This is a genomic window from Streptomyces sp. PsTaAH-137 (assembly GCF_003259365.1).
In the GTDB taxonomy this organism is placed as follows: Bacteria; Actinomycetota; Actinomycetes; order Streptomycetales; family Streptomycetaceae; genus Streptomyces.
This window is the reverse complement of sequence record NZ_QLLY01000002.1, coordinates 559,437-580,242: the sequence shown is the minus strand read 5'-3', so window position 1 is coordinate 580,242 and position 20,806 is coordinate 559,437. Positions and strand designations below refer to the sequence as shown.

Annotated in this window: 22 protein-coding genes and 1 tRNA gene; 12 read left to right on the top strand and 11 right to left on the bottom strand. The window is 71.4% G+C overall.

Features of this window, described 5'->3' with window-relative positions:
* Positions 1–91 precede the first annotated feature (91 nt).
* The 5 genes from K377_RS06230 to K377_RS06210 all read left to right on the top strand — a co-directional run bounded on the left by K377_RS06230 (position 92) and on the right by K377_RS06210 (position 4,105).
* On the top strand, positions 92–550 hold the full coding sequence (locus K377_RS06230) for a peroxiredoxin (protein WP_111662107.1): 459 nt from the start codon (positions 92–94) through the stop codon (positions 548–550).
* A 144-nt stretch (positions 551–694) separates the two neighbouring features.
* Positions 695–1,270, top strand: a complete 576-nt coding sequence (locus tag K377_RS06225; protein WP_111662106.1) for a TerD family protein — start codon at positions 695–697, stop codon at positions 1,268–1,270.
* Positions 1,271–1,404: 134 nt separating this feature from the next.
* Positions 1,405–1,980, top strand: a complete 576-nt coding sequence (locus tag K377_RS06220) for a TerD family protein (RefSeq protein WP_111662105.1) — start codon at positions 1,405–1,407, stop codon at positions 1,978–1,980.
* A 70-nt stretch (positions 1,981–2,050) separates the two neighbouring features.
* Positions 2,051–3,196 carry a DUF475 domain-containing protein gene (locus tag K377_RS06215; protein ID WP_111662104.1) on the top strand — a complete coding sequence of 382 codons (1,146 nt, stop codon included), beginning with the start codon at positions 2,051–2,053 and terminating at the stop codon, positions 3,194–3,196.
* 171 nt (positions 3,197–3,367) lie between these two features.
* Positions 3,368–4,105, top strand: coding sequence for a Tellurium resistance (locus K377_RS06210; protein ID WP_111662103.1), 738 nt, complete (start codon positions 3,368–3,370; stop codon positions 4,103–4,105).
* Between the two features lie 25 nt (positions 4,106–4,130).
* Here K377_RS06210 and K377_RS06205 read toward each other — a convergent pair whose 3' ends face one another.
* On the bottom strand, positions 4,131–4,964 hold the full coding sequence (locus K377_RS06205; RefSeq protein ID WP_111662102.1) for a TerD family protein: 834 nt from the start codon (positions 4,962–4,964) through the stop codon (positions 4,131–4,133).
* A 253-nt stretch (positions 4,965–5,217) separates the two neighbouring features.
* On the opposite strand from K377_RS06205, the gene K377_RS06200 reads away from it, so the two are divergent.
* From K377_RS06200 to K377_RS06190, 3 genes are read left to right on the top strand one after another with little or no spacing between them, the layout of a single operon-like run.
* On the top strand, positions 5,218–6,393 hold the full coding sequence (locus K377_RS06200) for an HpcH/HpaI aldolase/citrate lyase family protein (RefSeq protein ID WP_111662101.1): 1,176 nt from the start codon (positions 5,218–5,220) through the stop codon (positions 6,391–6,393).
* Positions 6,394–6,404: 11 nt separating this feature from the next.
* On the top strand, positions 6,405–8,858 hold the full coding sequence (locus K377_RS06195; RefSeq protein WP_237551519.1) for a phosphoribosyltransferase: 2,454 nt from the start codon (positions 6,405–6,407) through the stop codon (positions 8,856–8,858).
* Positions 8,855–9,670, top strand: a complete 816-nt coding sequence (locus tag K377_RS06190; RefSeq protein WP_111662099.1) for an HAD family hydrolase — start codon at positions 8,855–8,857, stop codon at positions 9,668–9,670. Before K377_RS06195 ends, K377_RS06190 begins: the two co-directional genes overlap by 4 nt.
* 408 nt (positions 9,671–10,078) lie before the next feature.
* Here K377_RS06190 and K377_RS06185 read toward each other — a convergent pair whose 3' ends face one another.
* From K377_RS06185 to K377_RS06170, 4 genes are all read right to left on the bottom strand, one after another.
* Complete coding sequence (locus tag K377_RS06185) at positions 10,079–10,294, bottom strand: zinc ribbon domain-containing protein (RefSeq protein ID WP_111662098.1); 216 nt, start codon at positions 10,292–10,294, stop codon at positions 10,079–10,081.
* A 20-nt stretch (positions 10,295–10,314) separates the two neighbouring features.
* Positions 10,315–10,815: a DUF4383 domain-containing protein gene (locus K377_RS06180; RefSeq protein ID WP_111662097.1), complete on the bottom strand. Its 501-nt coding sequence runs from the start codon at positions 10,813–10,815 to the stop codon at positions 10,315–10,317.
* Positions 10,816–10,893: 78 nt separating this feature from the next.
* On the bottom strand, positions 10,894–12,294 hold the full coding sequence (locus K377_RS06175; RefSeq protein ID WP_375605907.1) for a hypothetical protein: 1,401 nt from the start codon (positions 12,292–12,294) through the stop codon (positions 10,894–10,896).
* 82 nt (positions 12,295–12,376) lie between these two features.
* The gene (locus tag K377_RS06170) at positions 12,377–13,156 is read right to left on the bottom strand and encodes a DUF4097 family beta strand repeat-containing protein (RefSeq protein ID WP_111662096.1); all 780 of its coding nucleotides are present in this window, start codon (positions 13,154–13,156) and stop codon (positions 12,377–12,379) included.
* A gap of 180 nt (positions 13,157–13,336) precedes the next feature.
* On the opposite strand from K377_RS06170, the gene K377_RS06165 reads away from it, so the two are divergent.
* Positions 13,337–13,408: transfer RNA gene (locus tag K377_RS06165), tRNA-Val, on the top strand.
* Positions 13,409–13,667: 259 nt separating this feature from the next.
* Here K377_RS06165 and K377_RS41565 read toward each other — a convergent pair.
* On the bottom strand, positions 13,668–14,078 hold the full coding sequence (locus tag K377_RS41565) for a hypothetical protein (protein WP_161195047.1): 411 nt from the start codon (positions 14,076–14,078) through the stop codon (positions 13,668–13,670).
* A gap of 180 nt (positions 14,079–14,258) precedes the next feature.
* Positions 14,259–14,627 carry a hypothetical protein gene (locus K377_RS06155; protein WP_181512487.1) on the bottom strand — a complete coding sequence of 123 codons (369 nt, stop codon included), beginning with the start codon at positions 14,625–14,627 and terminating at the stop codon, positions 14,259–14,261.
* A 110-nt stretch (positions 14,628–14,737) separates the two neighbouring features.
* On the opposite strand from K377_RS06155, the gene K377_RS06150 reads away from it, so the two are divergent.
* On the top strand, positions 14,738–14,968 hold the full coding sequence (locus K377_RS06150) for a DUF2277 domain-containing protein (protein ID WP_018530860.1): 231 nt from the start codon (positions 14,738–14,740) through the stop codon (positions 14,966–14,968).
* Here the strand turns inward: K377_RS06150 and K377_RS06145 are convergent.
* The gene (locus K377_RS06145) at positions 14,956–15,582 is read right to left on the bottom strand and encodes a DedA family protein (RefSeq protein ID WP_111662094.1); all 627 of its coding nucleotides are present in this window, start codon (positions 15,580–15,582) and stop codon (positions 14,956–14,958) included. The genes K377_RS06150 and K377_RS06145 overlap by 13 nt on opposite strands.
* 258 nt (positions 15,583–15,840) lie before the next feature.
* Here K377_RS06145 and K377_RS06140 point away from each other — a divergent pair, with 258 nt between their 5' ends.
* Positions 15,841–16,383 (top strand): superoxide dismutase family protein, encoded by a 543-nt coding sequence (locus K377_RS06140; protein WP_111662093.1) that lies wholly within the window; start codon positions 15,841–15,843, stop codon positions 16,381–16,383.
* 80 nt (positions 16,384–16,463) lie between these two features.
* Here the strand turns inward: K377_RS06140 and K377_RS06135 are convergent, their stop codons facing one another.
* The 3 genes from K377_RS06135 to K377_RS06125 all read right to left on the bottom strand — a co-directional run bounded on the left by K377_RS06135 (position 16,464) and on the right by K377_RS06125 (position 19,789).
* Complete coding sequence (locus tag K377_RS06135; RefSeq protein ID WP_111662092.1) at positions 16,464–16,913, bottom strand: DoxX family protein; 450 nt, start codon at positions 16,911–16,913, stop codon at positions 16,464–16,466.
* Positions 16,914–17,041: 128 nt separating this feature from the next.
* Entirely contained in the window at positions 17,042–19,015 is a 1,974-nt protein-coding gene (locus K377_RS06130) for an FAD/NAD(P)-binding protein (protein WP_111662091.1), read from the bottom strand.
* A 183-nt stretch (positions 19,016–19,198) separates the two neighbouring features.
* Positions 19,199–19,789 carry a TetR/AcrR family transcriptional regulator gene (locus K377_RS06125; protein ID WP_111662090.1) on the bottom strand — a complete coding sequence of 197 codons (591 nt, stop codon included), beginning with the start codon at positions 19,787–19,789 and terminating at the stop codon, positions 19,199–19,201.
* A gap of 83 nt (positions 19,790–19,872) precedes the next feature.
* Here K377_RS06125 and K377_RS06120 point away from each other — a divergent pair, with 83 nt between their 5' ends.
* Positions 19,873–20,787, top strand: a complete 915-nt coding sequence (locus K377_RS06120) for an alpha/beta fold hydrolase (protein ID WP_111662089.1) — start codon at positions 19,873–19,875, stop codon at positions 20,785–20,787.
* Positions 20,788–20,806: the final 19 nt, after the last annotated feature.

Genomic DNA, 20,806 nt, shown 5'->3' with positions numbered 1-20,806 from the left:
CTCCCGCTGTGGACCGGGCGGCGAAGGAGCACGCAAGGGCGGGAACTAGGCTGAAGCCACCTGAACAGCCCCATCGAAGGGAAGCTCCATCATGGCGATCGAGGTCGGCACCAAGGCTCCGGAATTCGAGCTGAAGAACCAGCACGGCGAGAGCGTCAGGCTCTCGGACTTCCGGGGCGAGAAGAACGTGGTGCTGCTCTTCTACCCGTTCGCTTTCACCGGCGTGTGCACCGGCGAGCTGTGCGCCCTGCGCGACGAGCTGCCGAAGTTCGTCAACGACGACGTGCAGCTGCTCGCCGTGTCGAACGACTCCCCGTTCACGCTGCGGGTCTTCGCCGAGCAGGAGGGCCTTGAGTACCCGCTGCTGAGCGACTTCTGGCCGCACGGCGAGGCCTCGCGCGCGTACGGCGTCTTCGACGAGGAGAAGGGCTGCGCCGTGCGCGGCACCTTCATCATCGACAAGGAGGGTGTCGTGCGCTGGACCGTCGTCAACGGTCTGCCGGACGCCCGTGACCTGAACGAGTACGTCAAGGCGATCGACAGCCTGTAGGCGCACCCTGTAAAGAAGCCCTGCAGGGCGACACCCTGTAGGAAGCCTCGCGGGCTGCGGGAACCCGTCACTAGGATCCAGACGTTGATCCGATGCCAGACGTACTACGGGGCTCCCCGCCCCCAAAGACCACAGGGAGGACTCGTGGGAGTCAGCCTCAGCAAGGGCGGCAACGTATCGCTGAGCAAGGAGGCCCCGGGCCTCACGGCGGTCGTCGTGGGCCTGGGTTGGGATGTCCGCACCACCACCGGTGCGGACTTCGACCTCGACGCCAGCGCGATTCTGACGAACGCGGAGGGCAAGGTCCGCAACGACCAGGACTTCGTGTTCTTCAACAACCTGAAGAGCGCCGACGGCTCGGTCGAGCACACCGGTGACAACACCACCGGTGAGGGCGAGGGCGACGACGAGCAGGTCAAGGTCAACCTCGCGACGGTCCCGGCCGACGTGGACAAGATCGTGTTCCCGGTCTCGATCTACGACGCCGAGAACCGTCAGCAGTCCTTCGGCCAGGTGCGCAACGCGTTCATTCGCGTCGTGAACCAGACGGGCGGCGCCGAGATCGCCCGCTACGACCTCTCCGAGGACGCCTCCACCGAGACCGCCATGGTCTTCGGTGAGCTGTACCGGAACGGGGCGGAGTGGAAGTTCCGCGCCGTCGGCCAGGGCTACGCCTCGGGCCTGCGCGGTATCGCCCAGGACTTCGGCGTCAACGTCTGAGTCCGTAGCGCACCACCACGCTCATCCGTCCGGCGCCGCACTCCCACAGTGCGGCGCCGGACGCGCTGGACCACGGCAGACCAAGCAGCGCAGCAAGGCCAGCAGTGCCTTTCACCCCGGGGAGGACCACCGATATGGGCGTCACACTCGCCAAGGGAGGCAATGTCTCCCTCTCCAAGGCCGCACCGAACCTGACCGAGGTTCTTGTCGGACTCGGCTGGGACGCACGCTCCACCACCGGAGCCGACTTCGACCTGGACGCCAGCGCGCTGCTGTGCAGCGGCGGCCGGGTGATCGGCGACGAGTGGTTCATCTTCTACAACCAGCTCACGAGCCCGGACGGCTCCGTCACGCACACCGGTGACAACCTCACGGGTGAGGGCGAGGGCGACGACGAGTCGATCATCGTGGACCTCACCAAGGTGCCGACCACCTGCGACAAGATCATCTTCCCTGTCTCGATCCACGACGCGGACAACAGAGGACAGACCTTCGGCCAGGTCAGCAATGCCTTCATTCGCGTCGTCAACCAGGCGGACGGCCAGGAGCTCGCCCGTTACGACCTCTCCGAGGATGCTTCGTCCGAGACCGCGATGATCTTCGGCGAGGTGTACCGGTACGGGGGCGAGTGGAAGTTCCGTGCAGTCGGTCAGGGGTACGCGTCAGGCCTCCGTGGCATCGCTCTAGACTTCGGAGTCAATGTTTCGTAAAGCCGTGCGCGGAGCGGGGGAGCCCCGTACAACCAGCACGGGGAAACCCGTACACACGATGGGGTAGCCAGTGGTTCTGAAAACCTTCGGCTGGTCGTTCGCGATCACCGTGCTCGGCTTGATCGCGGCGGTGTTCTACGACGGCTGGACAGCCTTCGGGGTCGTCGCGATCCTCGCGATCCTCGAAATCTCGCTGTCGTTCGACAACGCGGTGGTCAACGCCGGAATCCTGAAGAAGATGAGTGCCTTCTGGCAGAAGATCTTCCTCACGGTCGGCGTGCTCATCGCGGTGTTCGGCATGCGGCTCGTCTTCCCGGTCGTGATCGTTGCCATCAGCGCCAAGATGGGCCCGATCGAGGCCGTCGACCTGGCCTTCAACCAGCCGGACCGCTACCAGCAGCTGGTGACGGACGCGCACCCGTCCATCGCCGCCTTCGGTGGCATGTTCCTGCTGATGATCTTCCTCGACTTCATCTTCGAGGACCGTGACATCCAGTGGCTGCGCTGGATCGAGCGGCCGCTGGCCAAGCTCGGCAAGGTCGACATGCTGTCGGTCTGCATCGCGCTGATCGTGCTCCTGGTCTCCTCCATGACGTTCGCGATCCACGCCCACCAGCACGGCGGTGTGCACGTCGACAAGCAGTCCACGGTGCTCATCTCCGGTATCGCCGGTCTGATCACGTACCTCGTCGTCGGCGGTCTGTCCGGCTTCTTCGAGAACCGTCTCGAGGAAGAGGAGGAGCGCGAGCACGAGGCAGAGGAAGAGGCCGCCCGCACCGGCAAGCCGAAGTCCGCGGTGGTGCTGGCCGGTCAGGCCGCGTTCTTTATGTTCCTCTACCTGGAGGTCCTCGACGCGTCGTTCTCGTTCGACGGCGTGATCGGCGCCTTCGCCATCACCAACGACATCGTGCTGATGGCGCTCGGCCTCGGCATCGGTGCCATGTACGTCCGTTCGCTCACGGTCTACCTGGTCCGCCAGGGCACCCTGGACGACTACGTGTACCTGGAGCACGGCGCGCACTACGCGATCGGCGCGCTCGCCGTGATCCTGCTGGTCACCATCCGCTACGAGATCAACGAGGTCATCACCGGCCTCGTCGGCGTCGTCCTGATCGCCTGGTCGTTCTGGTCGTCCGTGCGACGCAACAAGCGACTGGCGGCCGAAGAGGGCAATGCCGGGAGCGCGGACAAGGCAGAGGTGCCGTCGGGCGTCTGAGCCGCCGTGCCGTCCGGGGTTTGACCCGGGGGCCGATCCTGGAACCCTGTCAGCGGGGCGGTCGTACGAGGAGAACTCCTCGAACCGGCCGCCCCGCAGGCGTGTACAGGCGGCTGCGAACAGGTACGGGTAAGTACAGGCGGGGCACGCACGTACAGGCATGGGGGCGGTATGTCCTTCTGGGACAAGCTATGGCGGGGCAACTCCGCGCAGTCCGACTTCGATTCGGGCAGCGCGGCGACCAACAGCATCGAACTCACCAAGCGGCACCCGGTCGTCTCGCTCTCCAAACAGGGCGCGGCCACCGGCAATCTGCGGGTCAATCTCTCCTGGCGGATGCGTACCTCGGACATCGGCGGGCCGGAGAAGAACAGCCTGCTGCGGCACCCGTTCAGCATGTTCAAGCCCGATGTCGTGCAGGCGCACACTCAGTCGATGGTCAATGTCGATCTGGACCTCGGCTGCCTGTACGAGCTGATGAGCGGCGAGAAGGGCGTCGTGCAGCCGCTGGGCAACTTCTTCGGATCGCTCAACGCCCCGCCGTACGTGAAGCTCAGCGGTGACGACCGTTTCGGCTCCGCGTCCGGCGAGACCATCTACGTCAATCTCGATCACCGCGAGTCCATCAAGCGGCTGCTGCTGTTCGTCTACATCTACGACCAGACGCCCGCCTTCGACCGGACCCACGCCCACGTGACGCTGTACCCGAGCAACGGCCCGCGGATCGAGATCAGCCTCGACGAGCGCCAGCCGCAGGCCCGTTCCTGCGCCGTCGTCTCCATCGAGAACATCAAGGGCGATCTCGTGGTGCGGCGCGAGGTCCGCTTCGTCTACGGCTTCCAGGCAGAGCTCGACCGCCTGTACGGGTGGGGTCTGCAATGGGGCCGGGGCTACAAGTCGAAGGTCTAGCGCACCCGTCGGCGGCCGGCCCCGGTCACCGGCCGATGAACTGCGGCCCCTGCGGCGGGAGTCGGAAGGACGGGTCCGGGTACGCCGGAGCGGCCACCGGCTGCGGGTAGCCGTAAGCCGGCTGGTGCTGCGGGGCCGGCTGCGTCGCGGGCTGCTGCGGGTAGCCGTACGCCGGAGGCCGCTGCGGCGGCGGCAGCGGGAACGACGAGGGCTCGGTGGGCCGCGTCTGCTGCGGGGCCGGGACCGGCGCGGTGGCCGGCGTGGGCGTCGGGAGAGCGGGCTCGGTGGCCGGCTCCGCCGCCGGGGCGGACGCGGCGGACTCGTCGACCGAGATGCCGAAGTCGGTGGCCAGGCCCACCAGACCGTTGGAGTACCCCTCGCCGACCGCGCGCAGCCGCCAGCCGTCACCGCGCCGGTACAGCTCGCCGCAGATCAGCGCGGTCTCGGCGCCCGTCTCCGGCTTGATGTCGAAGTGCGCGATCGGCTCGCCGCCGTCGGCCCCGGCGTCGTAGACGAACATCCGCAGGGCCTGTACGTGCTTGAACTCGACGTCGTCCGCCGACGCCACCAGCAGGATGCTGCCGATCTCCGACGGGACGCCGCCCAGGTCCGCCTGGACGGTGTCGGTGAGCCCCTCGGCCACCCGCTTCTTGCCGAGCCGCCAGACCGTGCCCGAGGGGTGCCGGGGCTGGTTGTAGAAGACGAAGTCCTCGTCCGAGCGGACCCGTCCGTCGGGGCCGAGCAGCAGGGCGGAGGCGTCCACGTCCGGCACGCCCTGCCCCGGGGTCCAGCGGAGCACGGCGCGCACGGCCGTGGCGTCGAGCGGGACGTTCGCCCCCTTGAGCATCGCGTGCGTCATGCCGTCATCCTGCCTTCCCCGCCCCGGTCAGGACAACGCGGGGTGCCGGGGCCGTCGGCCGTATCGGAGGCCGGAAGACATCCCCGGACATACGCGGGTTACCAGAATTTCATTGCAGGCGGGAACCCTTGACATGCCTTTGTACGTACTATTACCGGCCACCTCGTACGTTTCACGTCGGGAGCACCGGGCAGCCGGAGTAGCCGTCACGGGGCGGGTCAGGGTCAGAGCAGGGTCGTATCGGGGGAGTCTTATGCGTCATTTCGGGCACATTGCCCCTCAGGTGCGGAAGCGTCTGTTCCATCGGGAGCCGCAGTTCTTCAGCGCGGACTCCCCGCCCCGCATGCTCGCGGCGGCACTGGGCGCCACGCTCTACAGCCCGGCCACCCGGCCGCGCCTCGCCGACGACGTGCTCAAGCAGGCCGCCCGCGGCGTCGTCTCCATGGTGCTGTGCCTGGAGGACTCGATCGACGACGGCGAGGTGAGCGGCGCCGAGGAGAATCTGGTCCGCCAGTTCACCGACCTCCTGGCGCGAAGCGAGCGGGACGGGGCCGAGCCGCCGCTGCTCTTCATTCGCGTCCGCACTCCCGAGCAGATCGCCGGCCTCACCCGACGCCTCGGTCCGGCCGTGGCACTGCTGTCCGGATTCGTGCTGCCCAAGTTCACCGAGGAGCGGGGGGTTCCGTTCCTGGAGGCGCTGACCGCCGCCGAGGCGGCCTCCGGGCGGCGACTTTTCGCCATGCCGGTCCTGGAGTCCCCCGAGCTGCTGCACCTGGAGACCCGCACCGAGACCCTCGCCGGGATCTCCCGCACCGTCGACAAGTACCGCGACCGCGTGCTCGCGCTCCGGCTCGGCGTCACCGACTTCTGCTCCGCGTACGGGCTGCGCCGCCCCGCCGACCTGACGGCGTACGACGTGCAGATCGTGGCCTCCGTGATCGCCGACGTGGTCAACCGGCTGGGACGGGCCGACGGCACCGGCTTCACGGTGACCGGACCGGTCTGGGAGTACTTCCGCCACCAGGAGCGGATGTTCAAGCCGCAGCTGCGCCGCAGCCCCTTCCTGGAGGAGGACGCGGAGCCGCTGCGCGCGGCGCTCATCGAGCACGACCTGGACGGGCTGCTGCGCGAGATCGCCCTCGACCGGGCCAACGGGCTGCTCGGCAAGACCTGCATCCACCCCTCGCACGTCCTGCCCGTCCACGCGCTGTCCGTGGTCAGTCACGAGGAGTACAGCGACGCGCGGGACATCCTCAGCCCCGAGCGGGACGGCGGCGGCGTCCTCAGGTCGGCGTACACGAACAAGATGAACGAGGTGAAGCCGCACCGCGCCTGGGCCGAGCGGACCCTCCAGCGCGCGGAGGCGTTCGGCGTGGCCCAGGAGGACGTCGGTTTCGTGGAGCTGCTGACGGCGGGGCTGCCCGCATGACGACCGAGGCGATGAACACAGAGGACACCATGGACGACGTGTGGTCGGGCACCTGGGTGGCCGACCGGCTCGGCGTCGAGCTGGCCGGTGACCCGGAGCTGACCGGGCTGCTCGGCCTCGCCCTGCGCCGCAACCCCAAGCGTGCCCACCTCCTGGTGTCGAACGTGCTGGGCAAGCACGTCCCCCAGCGCCCGTCGCTGGTCTGGCGCACCGGCCACGACCTGGGCGTACGCGTCCGTGAACTGCTCGGCGACGAGGCGGCACGGCGCTCCGTCGTGCTCGGCTACGCGGAGACGGCGACGGGCCTCGGCCACTCGGTCGCCGACGGCCTCGCGCTCGCCCCGTATCTGCACTCCACGCGCCGCCCCGTCGCGGGCGTGGCCCGCGCGGGCGGCTTCGAGGAGTCCCACTCGCACGCCACCTCGCACCTGCTGCTCCCGGAGAACCCGCGGCTGCTGGCCGGCGACGGCCCGCTGGTCCTCGTGGACGACGAGTTCTCGACCGGGAACACGGTCCTGAACACCATCCGCGTCCTGCACGAGCTGCACGCGCGGGAGCGGTACGTGATCGTCGCGCTCGTCGACATGCGCTCGCCCGACGACCAGGGCCGACTTGAAGCGTTCGCGCAGGAGATCGGCGCGCGCGTGGACCTGGTCGTCTCCGCACGCGGGTCGGTACGGCTGCCCGAGGGTGTCCTGGAGAAGGGCCAGGCGCTGGTCGCCGAGCACGAGAAGAGCCACGCGGAGAGCGCGGCGGCCGCCCTGCCCCGGCCGCGTCGCACGCGCGGCGAGATCGTCAGGGTCGACGGGCTCGGCTGGCCCGAGGGCGTGCCGGACGGCGGACGGCACGGGTTCGGGCCCGGGCACCGCGAGCGGCTGGAGGCGGCGCTCCCCGCGATGGCCGAGCGGCTGGCCCCCCACACCCGAGGCCGCGTCCTGGTGCTGGGCAACGAGGAGTTGATGTACGCGCCCCTGCGGCTCGCCACCGCCCTCGAAGCGACCGGCGCCGACGTCGCGTACTCCACCACCACCCGCTCACCCGTCCTCGCCGTCGACGACCCGGGCTACGCGATCCGCACCCGTCTCGTCTTCCCCGCGCACGACGCACCGGCCGACGGGCCCGGCGACCGCTTCGCGTACAACGTGGCGGGCGGCGGCTTCGACACGGTCGTCGTCGTCCTCGACTCGGCGGGGGACACCGCCGAACTGGCCGCGCCCGGCGGGCTGCTGGAGCGCGTGGCCGAGCACACCGCGCGCGTCGTCGTCGTGGTCGTGCCCTCGTACATCCCCGAAAGGTCCGTCATGTCGCTGCCCGAGCCGCTGCGCGGCCCCGCCTTCTCCTCGTACGCGCCCGACGAGGTCGGCTGGCTGCTCCAGGACCTGTCGGACGTACGGCTCGAGGCGCCCGTCGAGGAGCGCGAGGAGGCCATCCAGAGCGGCGGCGCGCACTACGCGGAGTCGCTGCCCGTCGAGTACCAGCCCAGCGAGCAGTACCAGGAGCTGTTCCACGCGGCGCTCGACCTGTCGGCGGGGCGGATCGCACGGGCGGTGGGCGTGGTGACGGAGACGGTGCTCGCCGAGCGCGCGCCGCGCCGCCCGGTCCTCGTCTCGCTCGCGCGGGCCGGTACTCCGGTGGGCGTGCTGATGCGGCGCTGGGCGCTCGCCCGGCACGGCATGGAGCTGCCGCACTACGCCGTGTCGATCGTGCGCGGCCGCGGCATCGACGCGACGGCGCTGCGCTGGCTGGCCGCGCACCATGACCCCGCGGACGTCGTGTTCGTCGACGGCTGGACGGGCAAGGGCGCCATCACGCGTGAACTGGCCGCAGCGATCGAGGAGTTCGAGGCGGGTGGCGGAGCGCGCGGCTTCGACCCGGAGATCGCCGTGCTCGCCGACCCCGGCTCGTGCGTGCGGACGTACGGGACCCGGGAGGACTTCCTCATCCCCTCGGCGTGCCTCAACTCGACGGTCTCCGGGCTGATATCGCGCACCGTGCTGCGGGCCGACATGGTCGGGCCGGACGACTTCCACGGTGCCAAGTTCTACCGGGAGCTGGCCGGTTCGGATGTCTCGGTGCGTTTCCTCGACACGATCCAGGAGCGGTTCGACGAGGTCGCCGACGCGGTGGACGCCGACGTCAAGGAGCTGCTCGGCGCTGACCGTGCCCCGACCTGGGAGGGCTGGGCCGCCGTCGAGCGGATCAGCGAGGAGTACGGCATCCACGATGTGAACCTGGTGAAGCCCGGCGTCGGTGAGACGACCCGGGTGCTGCTGCGGCGGGTCCCGTGGAAGATCCTGGCGCGGGCCGACGCCGGCGCCGATCTGGACCACGTCAGACTCCTTGCCGAGCAGCGCGGGGTGCCGGTGGAGGTGGTGGACGAACTGCCGTACACCTGCGTGGGGTTGATCCATCCGCGGTTCACCCGGGGAGCCACCGGTGCCGACGGCAAGGCGGTCGTCCTGTGAGCGAGCGCTCCGCGGTGACCGTCGTCGCCAGCGACCTCGACCGTACGTTGATCTACTCCGCCGGCGCGCTCGGGCTGACCGTGCCCGACGCCGAGGCGCCGCGGCTGCTCTGCGTCGAGGTGTACGAGGGCAAGCCGCTGTCCTACGTCACCGAGCGCGCCGCCGAACTCCTCGTGGAGCTGGGCCGCCGTGCCGTCTTCGTGCCGACCACGACGCGGACCCGCGAGCAGTACGGGCGGGTGCGGCTGCCCGGGCCCGCGCCGACGTACGCGATCTGTGCCAACGGGGGGCATCTGCTGGTCGACGGGGTGTCCGATCCCGAGTGGGCGCGGGGGGTCCGGGAGCGGCTCGCCGACGAGTGTGCGCCGCTGGGTGAGGTGCGGGAGCGCATGGTCGCTGCCGCGGATCCGGCGTGGTTGCTGAAGGAGCGGGTCGCCGAGGATCTGTTCGCGTATCTCGTGGTCGACCGGGCGGAGTTGCCCGCCGGGTGGGTCAAGGAGCTCGGGGAGTGGGCCGAGGGGCTTGGCTGGGGCGTGTCGCTTCAGGGGCGGAAGGTGTATGCCGTGCCGAAGCCGTTGACCAAGGGGGCTGCTGTTCGGGAGGTGGCGCGGCGGGCCGGCGCCGGGCAGGTGCTCGGGGCCGGGGATTCGTTGCTGGATGCCGATTTGCTGCTTGCTGTGGATCGGGGGTGGCGACCTGGGCACGGGGAGTTGGCCGATGCCGGGTGGGTCGCCGATGGGGTGACGGTGCTGGGGGAGCGCGGGGTTGTTGCCGGGGAGGCTGTGCTGCGCGGGTTTCTCGGGGCGCTGTGATGGCGGGCCGGGGCCTGGTTGCGCAGTTCCCCGCGCCCCTGGTTTGTTCTTCGTCCGCGGCCCGGTGGGGCTTCTCGCGCAGTTCCCCGCGCCCCTGAGGCATGCGCTTCGCGCCGCCTCCCCTGAGGCTGCGCTCCGCGCGCCTCCCGCCCTGGCGGCTTCTGATGAGATGCCGCACGAAGTGCGCATCTCAGGGGCGCGGGGAACGGCGCGACCAGCCACGACGAGAGCCGCGCGTGGGAACTGGTTTTAGGGGCGCGGGGAACTGCGCGAGAAGCGGCCGCCGGGCCGCGCTCGACGAGTTGCCCAGGGGCGCGGGGAACGGCGCGAGAAGCGGCCGCCGGGCCGCGGGCGGAGAACTACCTCCAACCCCCCCCACCGGAGCCGCACCCCGGAAACCGCCGGAGGTCAGCCGCAGCAGCCGCCCCCGCAGCAACCGGCTCCGCCCCCGGACGGAGCCGGTGCCGGCGAGGAGCCGGTGCCGGCCACCGAGACCGTCGAGAGGAGTTTGACCGTGTCGGGGTGGCCGGCCGGGCAGGTGGCCGGGGAGGCCGACTCGGCCATCGGGCGGGACAGTTCGAACGTGTCACCGCAGGAGCGGCAGCGATATTCGTAGCGAGGCATGGGCCAAGCCTAGCCAGCGGTCAGTGGGCGTGGCGGGCCTTCCAGTACGGGTTGTCGTGCGGCAGGCCGCCGCTGACCCGCCCATACATCCCGAAGAACATCAGCAGCAGCCCGACGACAAAGCTGAACAGGACGTTCTGGAGGCGGAAGGCGAGGAAGTTGTAGCGGGTGTCCAGCAGGGCGAGGTTCACGAAGCCGCTGAGGATGAACAGGACGCCGAGCGTCATGTTGAGCGTCGAGGCGACGGTGCCGCCCGCCAGCATGCCGCCGATGAGCAGGAGACCCGCGCACACGGACAGGACGCTGAGCGCGCCGTTGGTGTTCAGGCCCGCGACCGTGTCGCCGCGGGTGTCGAAGAAGCCGATCTTGTCGATGAACCCCAGGATGCCGAAGACCAGCAGCACCAGGCCCATCAGGCCCGCGCCGACGCGGTACACCCGGCTGAGCCGGTGGTCGAGGGGCAGATGCTCGTCGAGCGTGACATGGCGCCGGGATCCCGGGCGGAGTACGTGCGTGGCCATGAGCCTCGCCTCCTCGGTCCTCGCCCCCTGGTTCCAGGGTCCGCCCGGCGGCCGGAGAACGCCAGCCCGCGCCGTGTCTCAGGCGCCGCCGCGCTCCTCGCGGATCTGGGAGACGACCCGGGCCACGGTCTGCCGCACGGCCTCCGTCTCGGTGAGGAAGTGCCAGTAGTCGGGGTGGCGCCCCTCCAGGCCGTCGACGGCGCGGCCGAGCCGGGCCACCGAGTCGTCGAGCGGGCGGGCGTGGCGCGGCTCGGGCGTGGCGCGGCCGGTCATCGCCAGGCGCTGGGCGTCCCGGATCGCGAACCGGGTGCGGTCGATCTCCTGCTGCGGGTCCTTCGCCACCGCGTTCAGCCGCTGGAGGCGGTCGGAGGCGGCGGAGACCGACTCGTCCGTGCTGTTCAGCAGGGCGCGGACGGTGGAGAGCAGGGCCGTCGCGTCCGGCCAGCGCTGCTCGTCGCGGGCCGTGCGGGCCTCGGCGAGCTTGGTCTCGGCCTGCCGCACGTTCTCCCCCGCGAGGTCCGGTACGCGCTGGAGGTCCTGCCAGCACGCGGCGGAGAACCGGCGCCGCAGTTCGCTCAGGACCGGCTCGACCTGGCCCGCGCGTGTGGTCAGGGCCTGCGCGCGGGTCCGGAGCGACACGAGGCGGTGGTCGATCTCGGCGGCCTTCTCCGGGAGGCGCTCGGCCTCCACGCGGATCGTTTCGGCCTCCCGCGCGACGCGCTCCGCGCGCTCCAGCGTCTCGGGGACGCCGTGCTGGCCGGCCCCCTGGTTCAGCCGGGTCAGTTCCGGGCCGAGGCGGGCGAGCCGTGCGGCGAGGTCGTCGGCCTTCAGCCCCGCCTGCCGTACGCCGTCCAGCGCGGTCGTCGCGGCGAGCAGCGCCTGCCGGGCCCGCTCCACCGAGGGCGCGAGGCGGGCCAGCTGGGTCTCCGCCTTGCCGAGCAGCGGGCCGAGGCCCTGCGCGAACCGGTCCAGGTCCTGCTTGGTGCGGGTCAACTGGTCCTTGGCCGCCGTCAGTTCACTCCGGGCGCGGGAAGCCGTGCCCGCGTCGAGGTCGTCGCGGTCCAGGTCGTGGGCGTCGACGGCGGTGATGTACTGCGCGCTGACCTCGTCGATCCGGGTGCCGAGCTGCTGGAAGTCGCCGACGGCCTTGCGGGCGGCGGGGGAGTCGTCGACCGCGGTGATCGTCTCTATCGAGATGCGCAGGTCGCGCTGGGCGGTGTCCAGCTCGTAGAAGGCGGCGGCCGCGGCGTCCTTGGCCTCCTGGGCCTGGGCGCGCTGGGTCTCGGAGCGGCCGCCGAACCACTTGCGGGTGCCGCCGGCGCTGAAGGCCCCGCTGAGCGCGGCGGTGAGGACCGGCACGGGAAGCAGGGTCAGGACGAGGAGATCACGCAGGGGGCCGCCCGGACGTGTCCGGCGGCGCGCTCGCTGAACAGCGGCGCCCCGCGCCTCGCCGGGGCGCTCGCCCGTCGCCGTCGTCACTAACTCTCCCGCGCGTCCGTGCCGTCATCAGCCCTGCCCGGTGTTCATTGTCCCACCGGTTAATGACGAACACACGGGTCGGTTAGTTCGCGGTTCGCAGGGTGACTTTTCCGTCCTGGGTGCGGGCCGAGACCTGATGGCGGCTGCGCGGGTCGGTCGGGACGGAGACGTCGACCCCGCCGTCCTGGGTGTGTGTCGCGACCTTGTACGTCGTGCTGCCGGGCAGCGTGAGGGTCAGGGAGCCGTCCTGGGCGTGGGCCGTGACCCGGTCGGGCGCCGTGCGCAGGGCGATGTCGACGGAGCCGTCCTCGCTGTCGGCCGAGACCTGCCGGGCGTCGATGCCCGAGGCGTGCAGCGAGCCGTCCGCGCTGCGCATCCGGAGCGGACCCGAGGTGTCCGAGACCCGGACCGAGCCGTCCCGGGTGGAGATGTCCACGCCGTTGCCGAAGCCGCGCGCACGGACGCTGCCGTCGCCGTTGTCGACGACCAGGGCCACCCCGCGCGGCACCTCGATGCGGTGGCGGGCCGAGCAGTCCGTGAGGATGCCGCCGCAGTGCATCCGCAGGGTGAGCCGGTCCTGCGCGGCGTCCCACCGCCAGGTCGCCCGGGGCGAGGAACCCGCCACCGAGGACCCCCGGAACCAGCGGGTCACCTTCACCTGGTCGCCGTCACCGGGCACGAGTTCGAGTGTCGAGTCGTCCGAGTCCACCGTGAGGGTCCGCCCGTGCAGGGCGAAGGTCCGATGGTCCGGGTGCCGGTCGTCCGAGGCGTCGGCCCCGCAGGCGCTCACCGTCGCGGCGAGGGCCGCCACGGCCGCGGACGCGGCCAGTACGCGGGCGGTGCGGCGTGAGCGAACGGTCATGATGAACTCCCCCTGTGGCGAACCGTGTCCCTCGAACGTAGGTCCGCGCCCGCACCTCCCACGATCCGGACCGCCACCGGATCACAGGTGGGGTTAACCCCCGCAGTCCGGTGTTTGCGGTGCAGGGGCATCGGCAAGGTAGGCTGTCGGCTCGTCCTGGTCGCAGCGCCAGGAGTGCTCGGGTGCGTAGCTCAGGGGTAGAGCGCCTGCCTTACAAGCAGGATGTCGGCGGTTCGAAACCGTCCGCGCCCACAGTAGTTGAGTAGCAGTTCAGGGGCCTCTCGGTGATCGCACCGAGGGGCCCCTTCTGCGATCGAGGTCCCCATGGAGTCCGCGACGCCACAGGATCATCGCGCCCGATCGGCCGCCCCCACGAATGAAGCTGCTCCCCGGGCAAGGGCTGGGCACGGGGAGCAGCCCGGCCCTCGTACCCCGGACCGGGTGGCACATGCGCGCCGCTGAGGACGGTGCCGCCGGACCCGGACCGCCGCGATGCCGACCACTGCCTGTGTCAGGCGGCGCCGACCCGTGCCGAAGTGGTCCGGCACTGGCGCGTGTGGGCCAGGCCGCGGGAGACGAAGCCCTCGGTGCAGCACGCGTTCTGGAGTTCGGCGTCCGGGTCGTGGGGGCGCAGGCAGCCGGGGCCGTGGACCTCGCCGGCGGAGAGGGTCCACAGGGAGCAGCAGGGGAGGCCGTCGTCGATCAGTTCGCCCGTGGCGAGGCGCCGGGCTCTGTCGTGGGCGGCCAGGATGCGGTGATGGTCCGCGCGGGAGCGCTGGGCGCAGTAGGCGAGCAGCGCCGTGACGTAGCCGACGGCGACGGCCCACCACACGGCGTTCGTGGCGGCCAGCCAGGCCGCGGTGGCCGTGGTGAGGACGGCGGCGGCGGTGAGGGCGCGGGCGGTGCGGAGCGCAGGGGTCATGCGCATCGGATTCCCCCGCGGCCCCGCACCATGCGGTGCCGCGGGGAGCGTGAGGCGGGCCGCGGCGGGCACTAGTAGGGCATGAAGATACTGATCATTATCGTCGTCATCGCCGCTGTCGCCTGGTTCATCACCTCGCGCCGGAGCCGCTGACCGCCGCGGCCCGGCAGCCGAAGGGGCTCAGGCGTCGGGTGCCGGGTCGTCGTGCACGTGCTTCAGGCGCGCCCGGGACCGGACCGCCTCGGTGCCGGCGAGGGCGGACCAGTGGCGGTGGCAGGTCACGAAGACGGCCAGCTCCAGCTCGCGCTGCCGGAGTTTCTCGACCGCCGCCTGCTCGTCCTCGGTCCAGCCGGGGGACGCGGGCCGCTCCAGCTTGCGCCAGCCCTGGGTGTCGCTGATCGCGTCGACCGGCTCGACCGACCAGGGGAGCCGCTTGAGCAGGGCTATCAGCTCCGCGCGCACCTGGTGCAGTTCCTCCTGCCCGGCGACGAGGTCGCTCGGGAAGCCCAGGGTGCCGGTGGAGTCGTCGCTGTCATCGTTCGCTGCCACCCGGCAATGGTACGTCTGTTCGAATTTGCGGGGCGAGCCACTTCCGGGCATTCGTCGAGGAGTTCACGCGAACGTGTGGCCGAGCGGCCGGATCGCGGCAGACTGGAATCATGTGCCGCAGCATCAAGACCCTCCGCCCGCCCGTGCTCCCCGAAGAGGCCACCGAGGACGAGATCCGGGCCGCAGCCTTGCAGTACGTACGGAAGGTGTCCGGGTTCCGGGCGCCCGCCGCACACAATCGAGAAGTGTTCGAACGGGCCGTGGACGAGATCGCCCGGGCCACCGCCGAGCTGCTCGACGGCCTTGAGGTGCGGGGTTCCGCGAAGGCTCAGGCTTCCTGAGGGACCGGGCGGCGCATGACGTACGCCGCCACCGCCCCCGCGCCGATCAGCGCGAGCACCGACACGCCCGTGGACAGCCAGCTCGCGCCGAGCCACTGCGCGCCGAAGTAGCCGAGCGCCACGCTGTACGCGGCCCAGGCCACGCCCGCCAGCGCCGACCAGGGCAGGAACTCGCGGACCCGGCGATGAGCCGTGCCCGCCGCGAACGAGACGATCGAGCGGCCCGCCGGCGCGAACCGGGCGATGATCACCAGGAGCCCGCCGCTGGACCGGGCGAGCGCCCCGCCGAGACGTTCCTGCGCGGTCGTGAGGCGGCGGGAGCGGGCGATGGCCCGGTCCAGACGCTCCCCGCCGCGCCAGGCGAGACGGTAGGCGACGAGGTCGCCGAGGACCGATGCCGTCGCGGCGCAGAGCGTGAGGGCCAGCAGCTCCGGGGTGCTGCTCGGCAGCTGTCCCGTCGCGGCGCCCGCCGTACCGGCCGCGGCCGCCGTCGCCGCCGTCACCACGAGGAAACCGCTGGGCAGCACCGGCAGGAAGACGTCGAAGAGCACGGACAGCGCCACGATCACGTAGATCCATGGACTGTCGGCCAGCGACCCCACACTCTCCAGCACTGCGCGCCAACTTCCTGTACGAGCCGTTCTACGGCCGTTCCCTCCACGCGGGAGCACACAGGAGCGGCTTCATGTCAGCTGTACAGCGTACGCGTCGGGTGTGGCGGAAGTGGCGAAAGTGGCACAGATGTTCCTCATCTCACGCGCGGCCCTCCCATCTGTGTCCGGTTCACCCGGGTGCCGCGCCCGGCTCGGTGTGGTGCGCTCGGTTCCCGTACGAACGACCGCAGACGCAGAAGTCGAAGAAGAGGAGCGGTGATGGTGGCAGGAATGGTGACCGGCGCCCTCGCGGCGGCCGTGCTCGCGGCAGGCGGCGGTGGGGGCGGCGCTGCCGGGGATTGCTACTGGGTGATGGCGCAGGGCAGGTTCGCACCGGTGACGGCGTTCGTGCCCGCGTCGGCGATCACGTACGACCAGAAGCTGGTTCCCGCCGGTTCGTCGATCAAGGTCCAGCAGTTCGGGGACGACTCCGGAATGACCGTGGATCTGCGGGTCTCGGGCCTGGTGCCCGGCCACACGTACGGCGCGCATGTCCACCAGAAGCCCTGCGGCGCCGATCCGAAGGCCGCGGGCGGGCACTACCAGCACGTGGTGGACCCGAAGCAGGCCAACGACCGGAACGAGATCTGGCTGGACTTCACCGCCGACGCCTCGGGCGCCGGATCGGCGGTCGCGCGCAAGGCGTGGGGGCTGCGGTTCGGCGGTGCGGGATCGGTCGTGCTGCACGACATGCCGGGCATGAAGGGGGCGCGGGTCGCGTGCCTCACGGTGGGGTTCGCGCCGTCCCCGCGGTCCTCGTGACCCTGGGGGTTCCGCCCGCGCGGAGCTGACGCGGCGCCCGCGCTCCCGAAGGAGCGTGGGCGCCGCTGTCGGTGCGCGGGTCAGACCGCCAGGGTCTCGCGCTGCGCGGGGCTCTCCGCGGCCTGCGCGCCACGGCGGGTGAACAGCCGGTCGAGGCCGAGCGCGCCGGAGCCGGTGAAGACGAGCAGCAGCATCGCCCAGCAGAACATGGCCGAGGCCTCGCCGCCGTTCTGCAGCGGCCACAGGGCCGAGGGCTGGTGCACGTCGAAGTAGGCGTAGGCCATCGAGCCCGACGCGACGAAGGCCGCGACGCGGGTGCCGAAGCCGATCAGCACCAGACCGCCGCCGACGAGCTGGATGACGGCCGCGTACCAGGCGGGCCAGGCGCCGGCGGCCACCGTGCCGCCGCCCTGCGAGCCGCCGAGGACGCCGAAGAGGGCGGCGGCGCCGTGGCAGGCGAAGAGCAGGCCGACGACGATGCGGAACAGTCCGAGGGCATAGGGCTGGGCGGTGTTGAGACGTCCGGTCATGGGGGGACTCCTTCGGTCGGTTGTCGGTCCTCGGCCGAGGTTGGGGACGTGGCCGAGTTCACCGATGTGGTCGGCGCCGCCGTTGCCGCCGTTGCCACCGATGTGGGAGTGGTTCAGATTAGGGGAGCCTAAGTTGTGCTTGCAACTTCAACATTCGGCCATGATCGACCCTCGGTGATCTTGGCGACCGGTTCCGTTTCGGCCCTTTCGTCGCTGTCGGCGGAGCGCAGTGCCGCCCGCGCCACCGCGTCGGCGTCCGACAGCGTCACCGAGTCGACCCCGGGGCGCGCGCCCGCCGCCGTCACCCAGTGGACCCCCTCGGTGGGCACGCCGAACGCGAACCGACGTGCGTGCGCCCGTCCCTGACGGTTGATCAGGCGGTACGGGCGCGGGGTGACGTCGAGGCCGCCGGTCTCGTGCTCGTCGACGGTGTGCGGGCGGGCCTGGCCGGTTTTCAGCAGCCGGGCGAGCAGGTCGTCGGCGGTGCGGCGCACGTCCGGTTCGGGGAGGCGGGCCTCGATGAGTGTGGTGGCCGTCACGGTCGAGCCCGGCACGTCCGGCGAGTGCGCGACGAACCGGCCGTCCTCGGGTACGACGTCCAGGCGCGGGCCGACGACGGTCAGCACGCCCGCCTCGATGAGGGCCGTCATCTCCTCGATGCGGCGGCGCGGCGGGCCGATGGACAGGAACGCGTTGAGCGGGGTGTACCAGCGGTCGAGGTGGTCGCGGCGCGAGGCGCCGGTCAGGCCGCCGTGGTCGACGACGAGCCGCAGTTCGTTGCGCAGGTCGCGCAGGACGTCGAGGGCGGCCTTCACGGGGCCGTCGACATTGCCGAGCGCGGCGTGGGCGGCGTCCTCGCGCAGGCGGTCGAGGAGCCAGTCGCGCCAGTCGGCGGAGGAGGCCGTGGTGCGGCCCGCGTGCGGGCGCGAGATCCGGTCCCAGGACCAGTGGTCGGCCTCGGGTATCCCGAACTCCCGGAGTATGTCGGCCTCTTGAGGGTCCGTGGGGGAGCGGTCGAGCGTGGCGAGGTAGCGGTCGCGGAAGTCCGGGGCGCGCCGGCCGGCGGCTCTCAGCAGTGCCTCGTAATAGACCGTCTCCACTTCCTTGGCGACCAGTGGCCAGATGTCGGCGAGGAAGTCGGGGGCGTCGCCGGAGTCGGCTCTCTTGCGGAAACGGGCGATCGATTCGGCGGTGAGGGCCAGCGGCCGGTGCCGTCCGTACGGGCCCTTCGCGTTGTCGCCGCGTGCCTGGTACGGGATGCCGCGGCGTGAACCCGCGTACAGGCGCGGCTCGGCGCCCGACGGCAGGTAGCGCAGGACGCCCTCCGGTGTCCGGGTGTAGCGGCCGCCCCGGGCCTGCGTGAACAGGGCCATGTGGTCGAAGAAGTTGAGGCCGAGCCCGCGCAGCAGGACCGTTTCGCCGGGGTGTACGCCGGTCAGGTCGAGGTCGGCCGGGTTGGCGGGCGGCACATGGCGCAGGCCGTGCCGGCGGGCGTACTCGGTGAGGGCGCTCTCGGTGCGGGTGGGGGAGACCGGGAGGTGGCCCTGCGCGAGGACGACGGCGTGCAGGCCGGTGAGGGTGCGGCCGTCGGCCAGAGTGAGGGTCTGGCGGCCGTCGGGGGCGTCGTCGAGGCGGACGGCGCGGGTGGGGTGGACGCTGACCTCGACGGCCCGCGGGGCCCTGGCCACCGTCTCCGCGAACACCCAGCGCAGATAGCGGCCGTAGCGGGCGCGGGTCGGGTAGTCGTCGGGGCCGAGCGGTTCGTCGTCGCCGGTGTCGTGGTCTGCCGCCCACTCCCACAGGCTCGGGCCCGGGCGGACCGGGCCCGAGCAGTCGACGCTGTCGTCCGTGAAGAGGGTCACCTGCGAGGCGACCGTGTTCATCAGCAGCTCCGGCGCCTGGTCCGTGCGCCAGACCGCGCCCGCGCCCGGGGGTGCCGGGTCGATCACGTGGACCGTGAGCCGGGCGCCGCGCGGCAGCAGCTCCGGCGCGGAGGCCGTCAGTCGTTCCAGGACGCTGGTGCCGCGGGGGCCCGCACCGACGATCGCGAGGCTGAACGCTCGGGTCGGTTCAGCGTGGGGCTCGGTGGGGGTGCGGGGCAAAGCGGGACTCCCGGGGCATGTGGGGCTGCTGGAAGCGGATGGTCCGCATCATCATGCCGTTTCGGGGGCGTGAGGGGAGGGGCGGAGGTGGGGTGTGGGGTGGATCACGGGTGGGTGGGGATGGGTGCGCAGTTCCCCGCGCCCCTCTCGGGGCTGTGAGGGGCTGGGTGCGCGGTTGTTGGGCTAGTTGTGGGTGGGGAGTGACCGGGAGAGGGCGTTCACTGTCACGTTCGCTACGGACCTGAGCTGTGCGGGGCTTGCGCCGGCTCTGCTCATGACGGCCAGGGACTGGTTCACGGCTGCCGCGTGGACGGCGAAGGTCTCGGCGTCCGCGTCGGTCATCCGGGCGGCCTTCAGCGCGGCGCGCAGGCGCTGGAGCTGGAGGCCGAGGGCCTGTTCGGCGTGGGCCGCCACGGCCGGGCTCAGGACGGGAATCGCCATGACCGACTGGGCGACCAGGCAGCCGTCGGGCACTCCGGGATCGGCGATGCGGTCGAGGGTCACGTCGAAGAACGCGCGGACGGCCGCGACGGGCTCGGAGGCCGCGCACGACAGGGCGGCGTCGTACTTCTCGCCGTAGCGCGCCGCGTAGCGGTCCAGGCAGCGCAGGAACAACGTGTCCTTGTCGCCGAGCGAGGAGTAGATCGAGCTGCGGTTGAGGCCGGTCGCCCGGGACAGGTCGTCGACCGAGGTGTCGGCGTACCCGGCGCGCCAGAACTGGACCATCGCGGCGTCGAGCGCCGTGTCCATGTCGAACTGCTTCCTGCCTGCCACGTGCCACTTCCTTGCCGATGCGTGAGGTGCTGCTCACCACTCTATCTTGAACTGATTGGTTCAAGATGGGTTAGCCTTCCGGCATGACGCTCTCCGCACGCAATCCCGTCCCCGGCCTGCCCCTGCACGACCTCACCGGCTTCACCCACCGCTGGGTCGACGCGGACGGCGTCCGACTTCATGCCGTCGAAGGGGGCCGGCCGGACGGCCCGGCCGTCGTGCTGCTCGCCGGGTTCCCGCAGACCTGGTGGGCCTGGCGCGAGGTCATGTCCGGCCTCGCCGACCGGTTCCGCGTCATCGCGATCGATCTGCCGGGGCAGGGCCACTCCGAGCGCCCGGAGCGCGGCTACGACACCCACACGGTCGCCGCCCACGTCGATGCCGCTGTGAAGGCGCTCGGGGTTCCCGCCTACTGGCTGGCCGCCCACGACGTCGGTGCCTGGGTGGCCTTCTCCCTCGCCCTCGACCACACGAGCCGACTGCGCGGGGTCGCCCTGCTCGACGCCGGAATCCCCGGCATCACCCTCCCGGAGGCGATTCCCACCGACCCGGCCCGGGCGTGGAAGACCTGGCACTTCGCGTTCCACCTCGTGCCCGATCTGCCCGAGACCCTGCTCGCCGGCCGCGAACGGGAGTACGTCGGCTGGTTCCTGAAGGCGAAGTCCTTCGATCCCGGCACCTTCGACGACGCCGAGATCGACCACTACGCGGCGGCCCTGGCCGCCGACGGCGGCCTCCGCGCCTCCCTCGCCTACTACCGGGAAGCCGACGAGTCGGCGCGCAGGAACCACCGGGCGCTCGACCGGCAGCGCCTGACGGTGCCGGTCCTCGGGGTGTCCAGCAGCCACGGCTCCATCCCGGACATGGCGGCCTCCCTCGGCCCCTGGGCCGACAACATCACCGGAGTCGTCGTCCCCGGCGCCGGGCACTTCATCCCCGACGAGCAGCCCGAAGCCGTCGCCGCCGCGATCGCCGACTTCATCGCGGCCGGCGCCTGACACCGCCCGGACCAGCCGG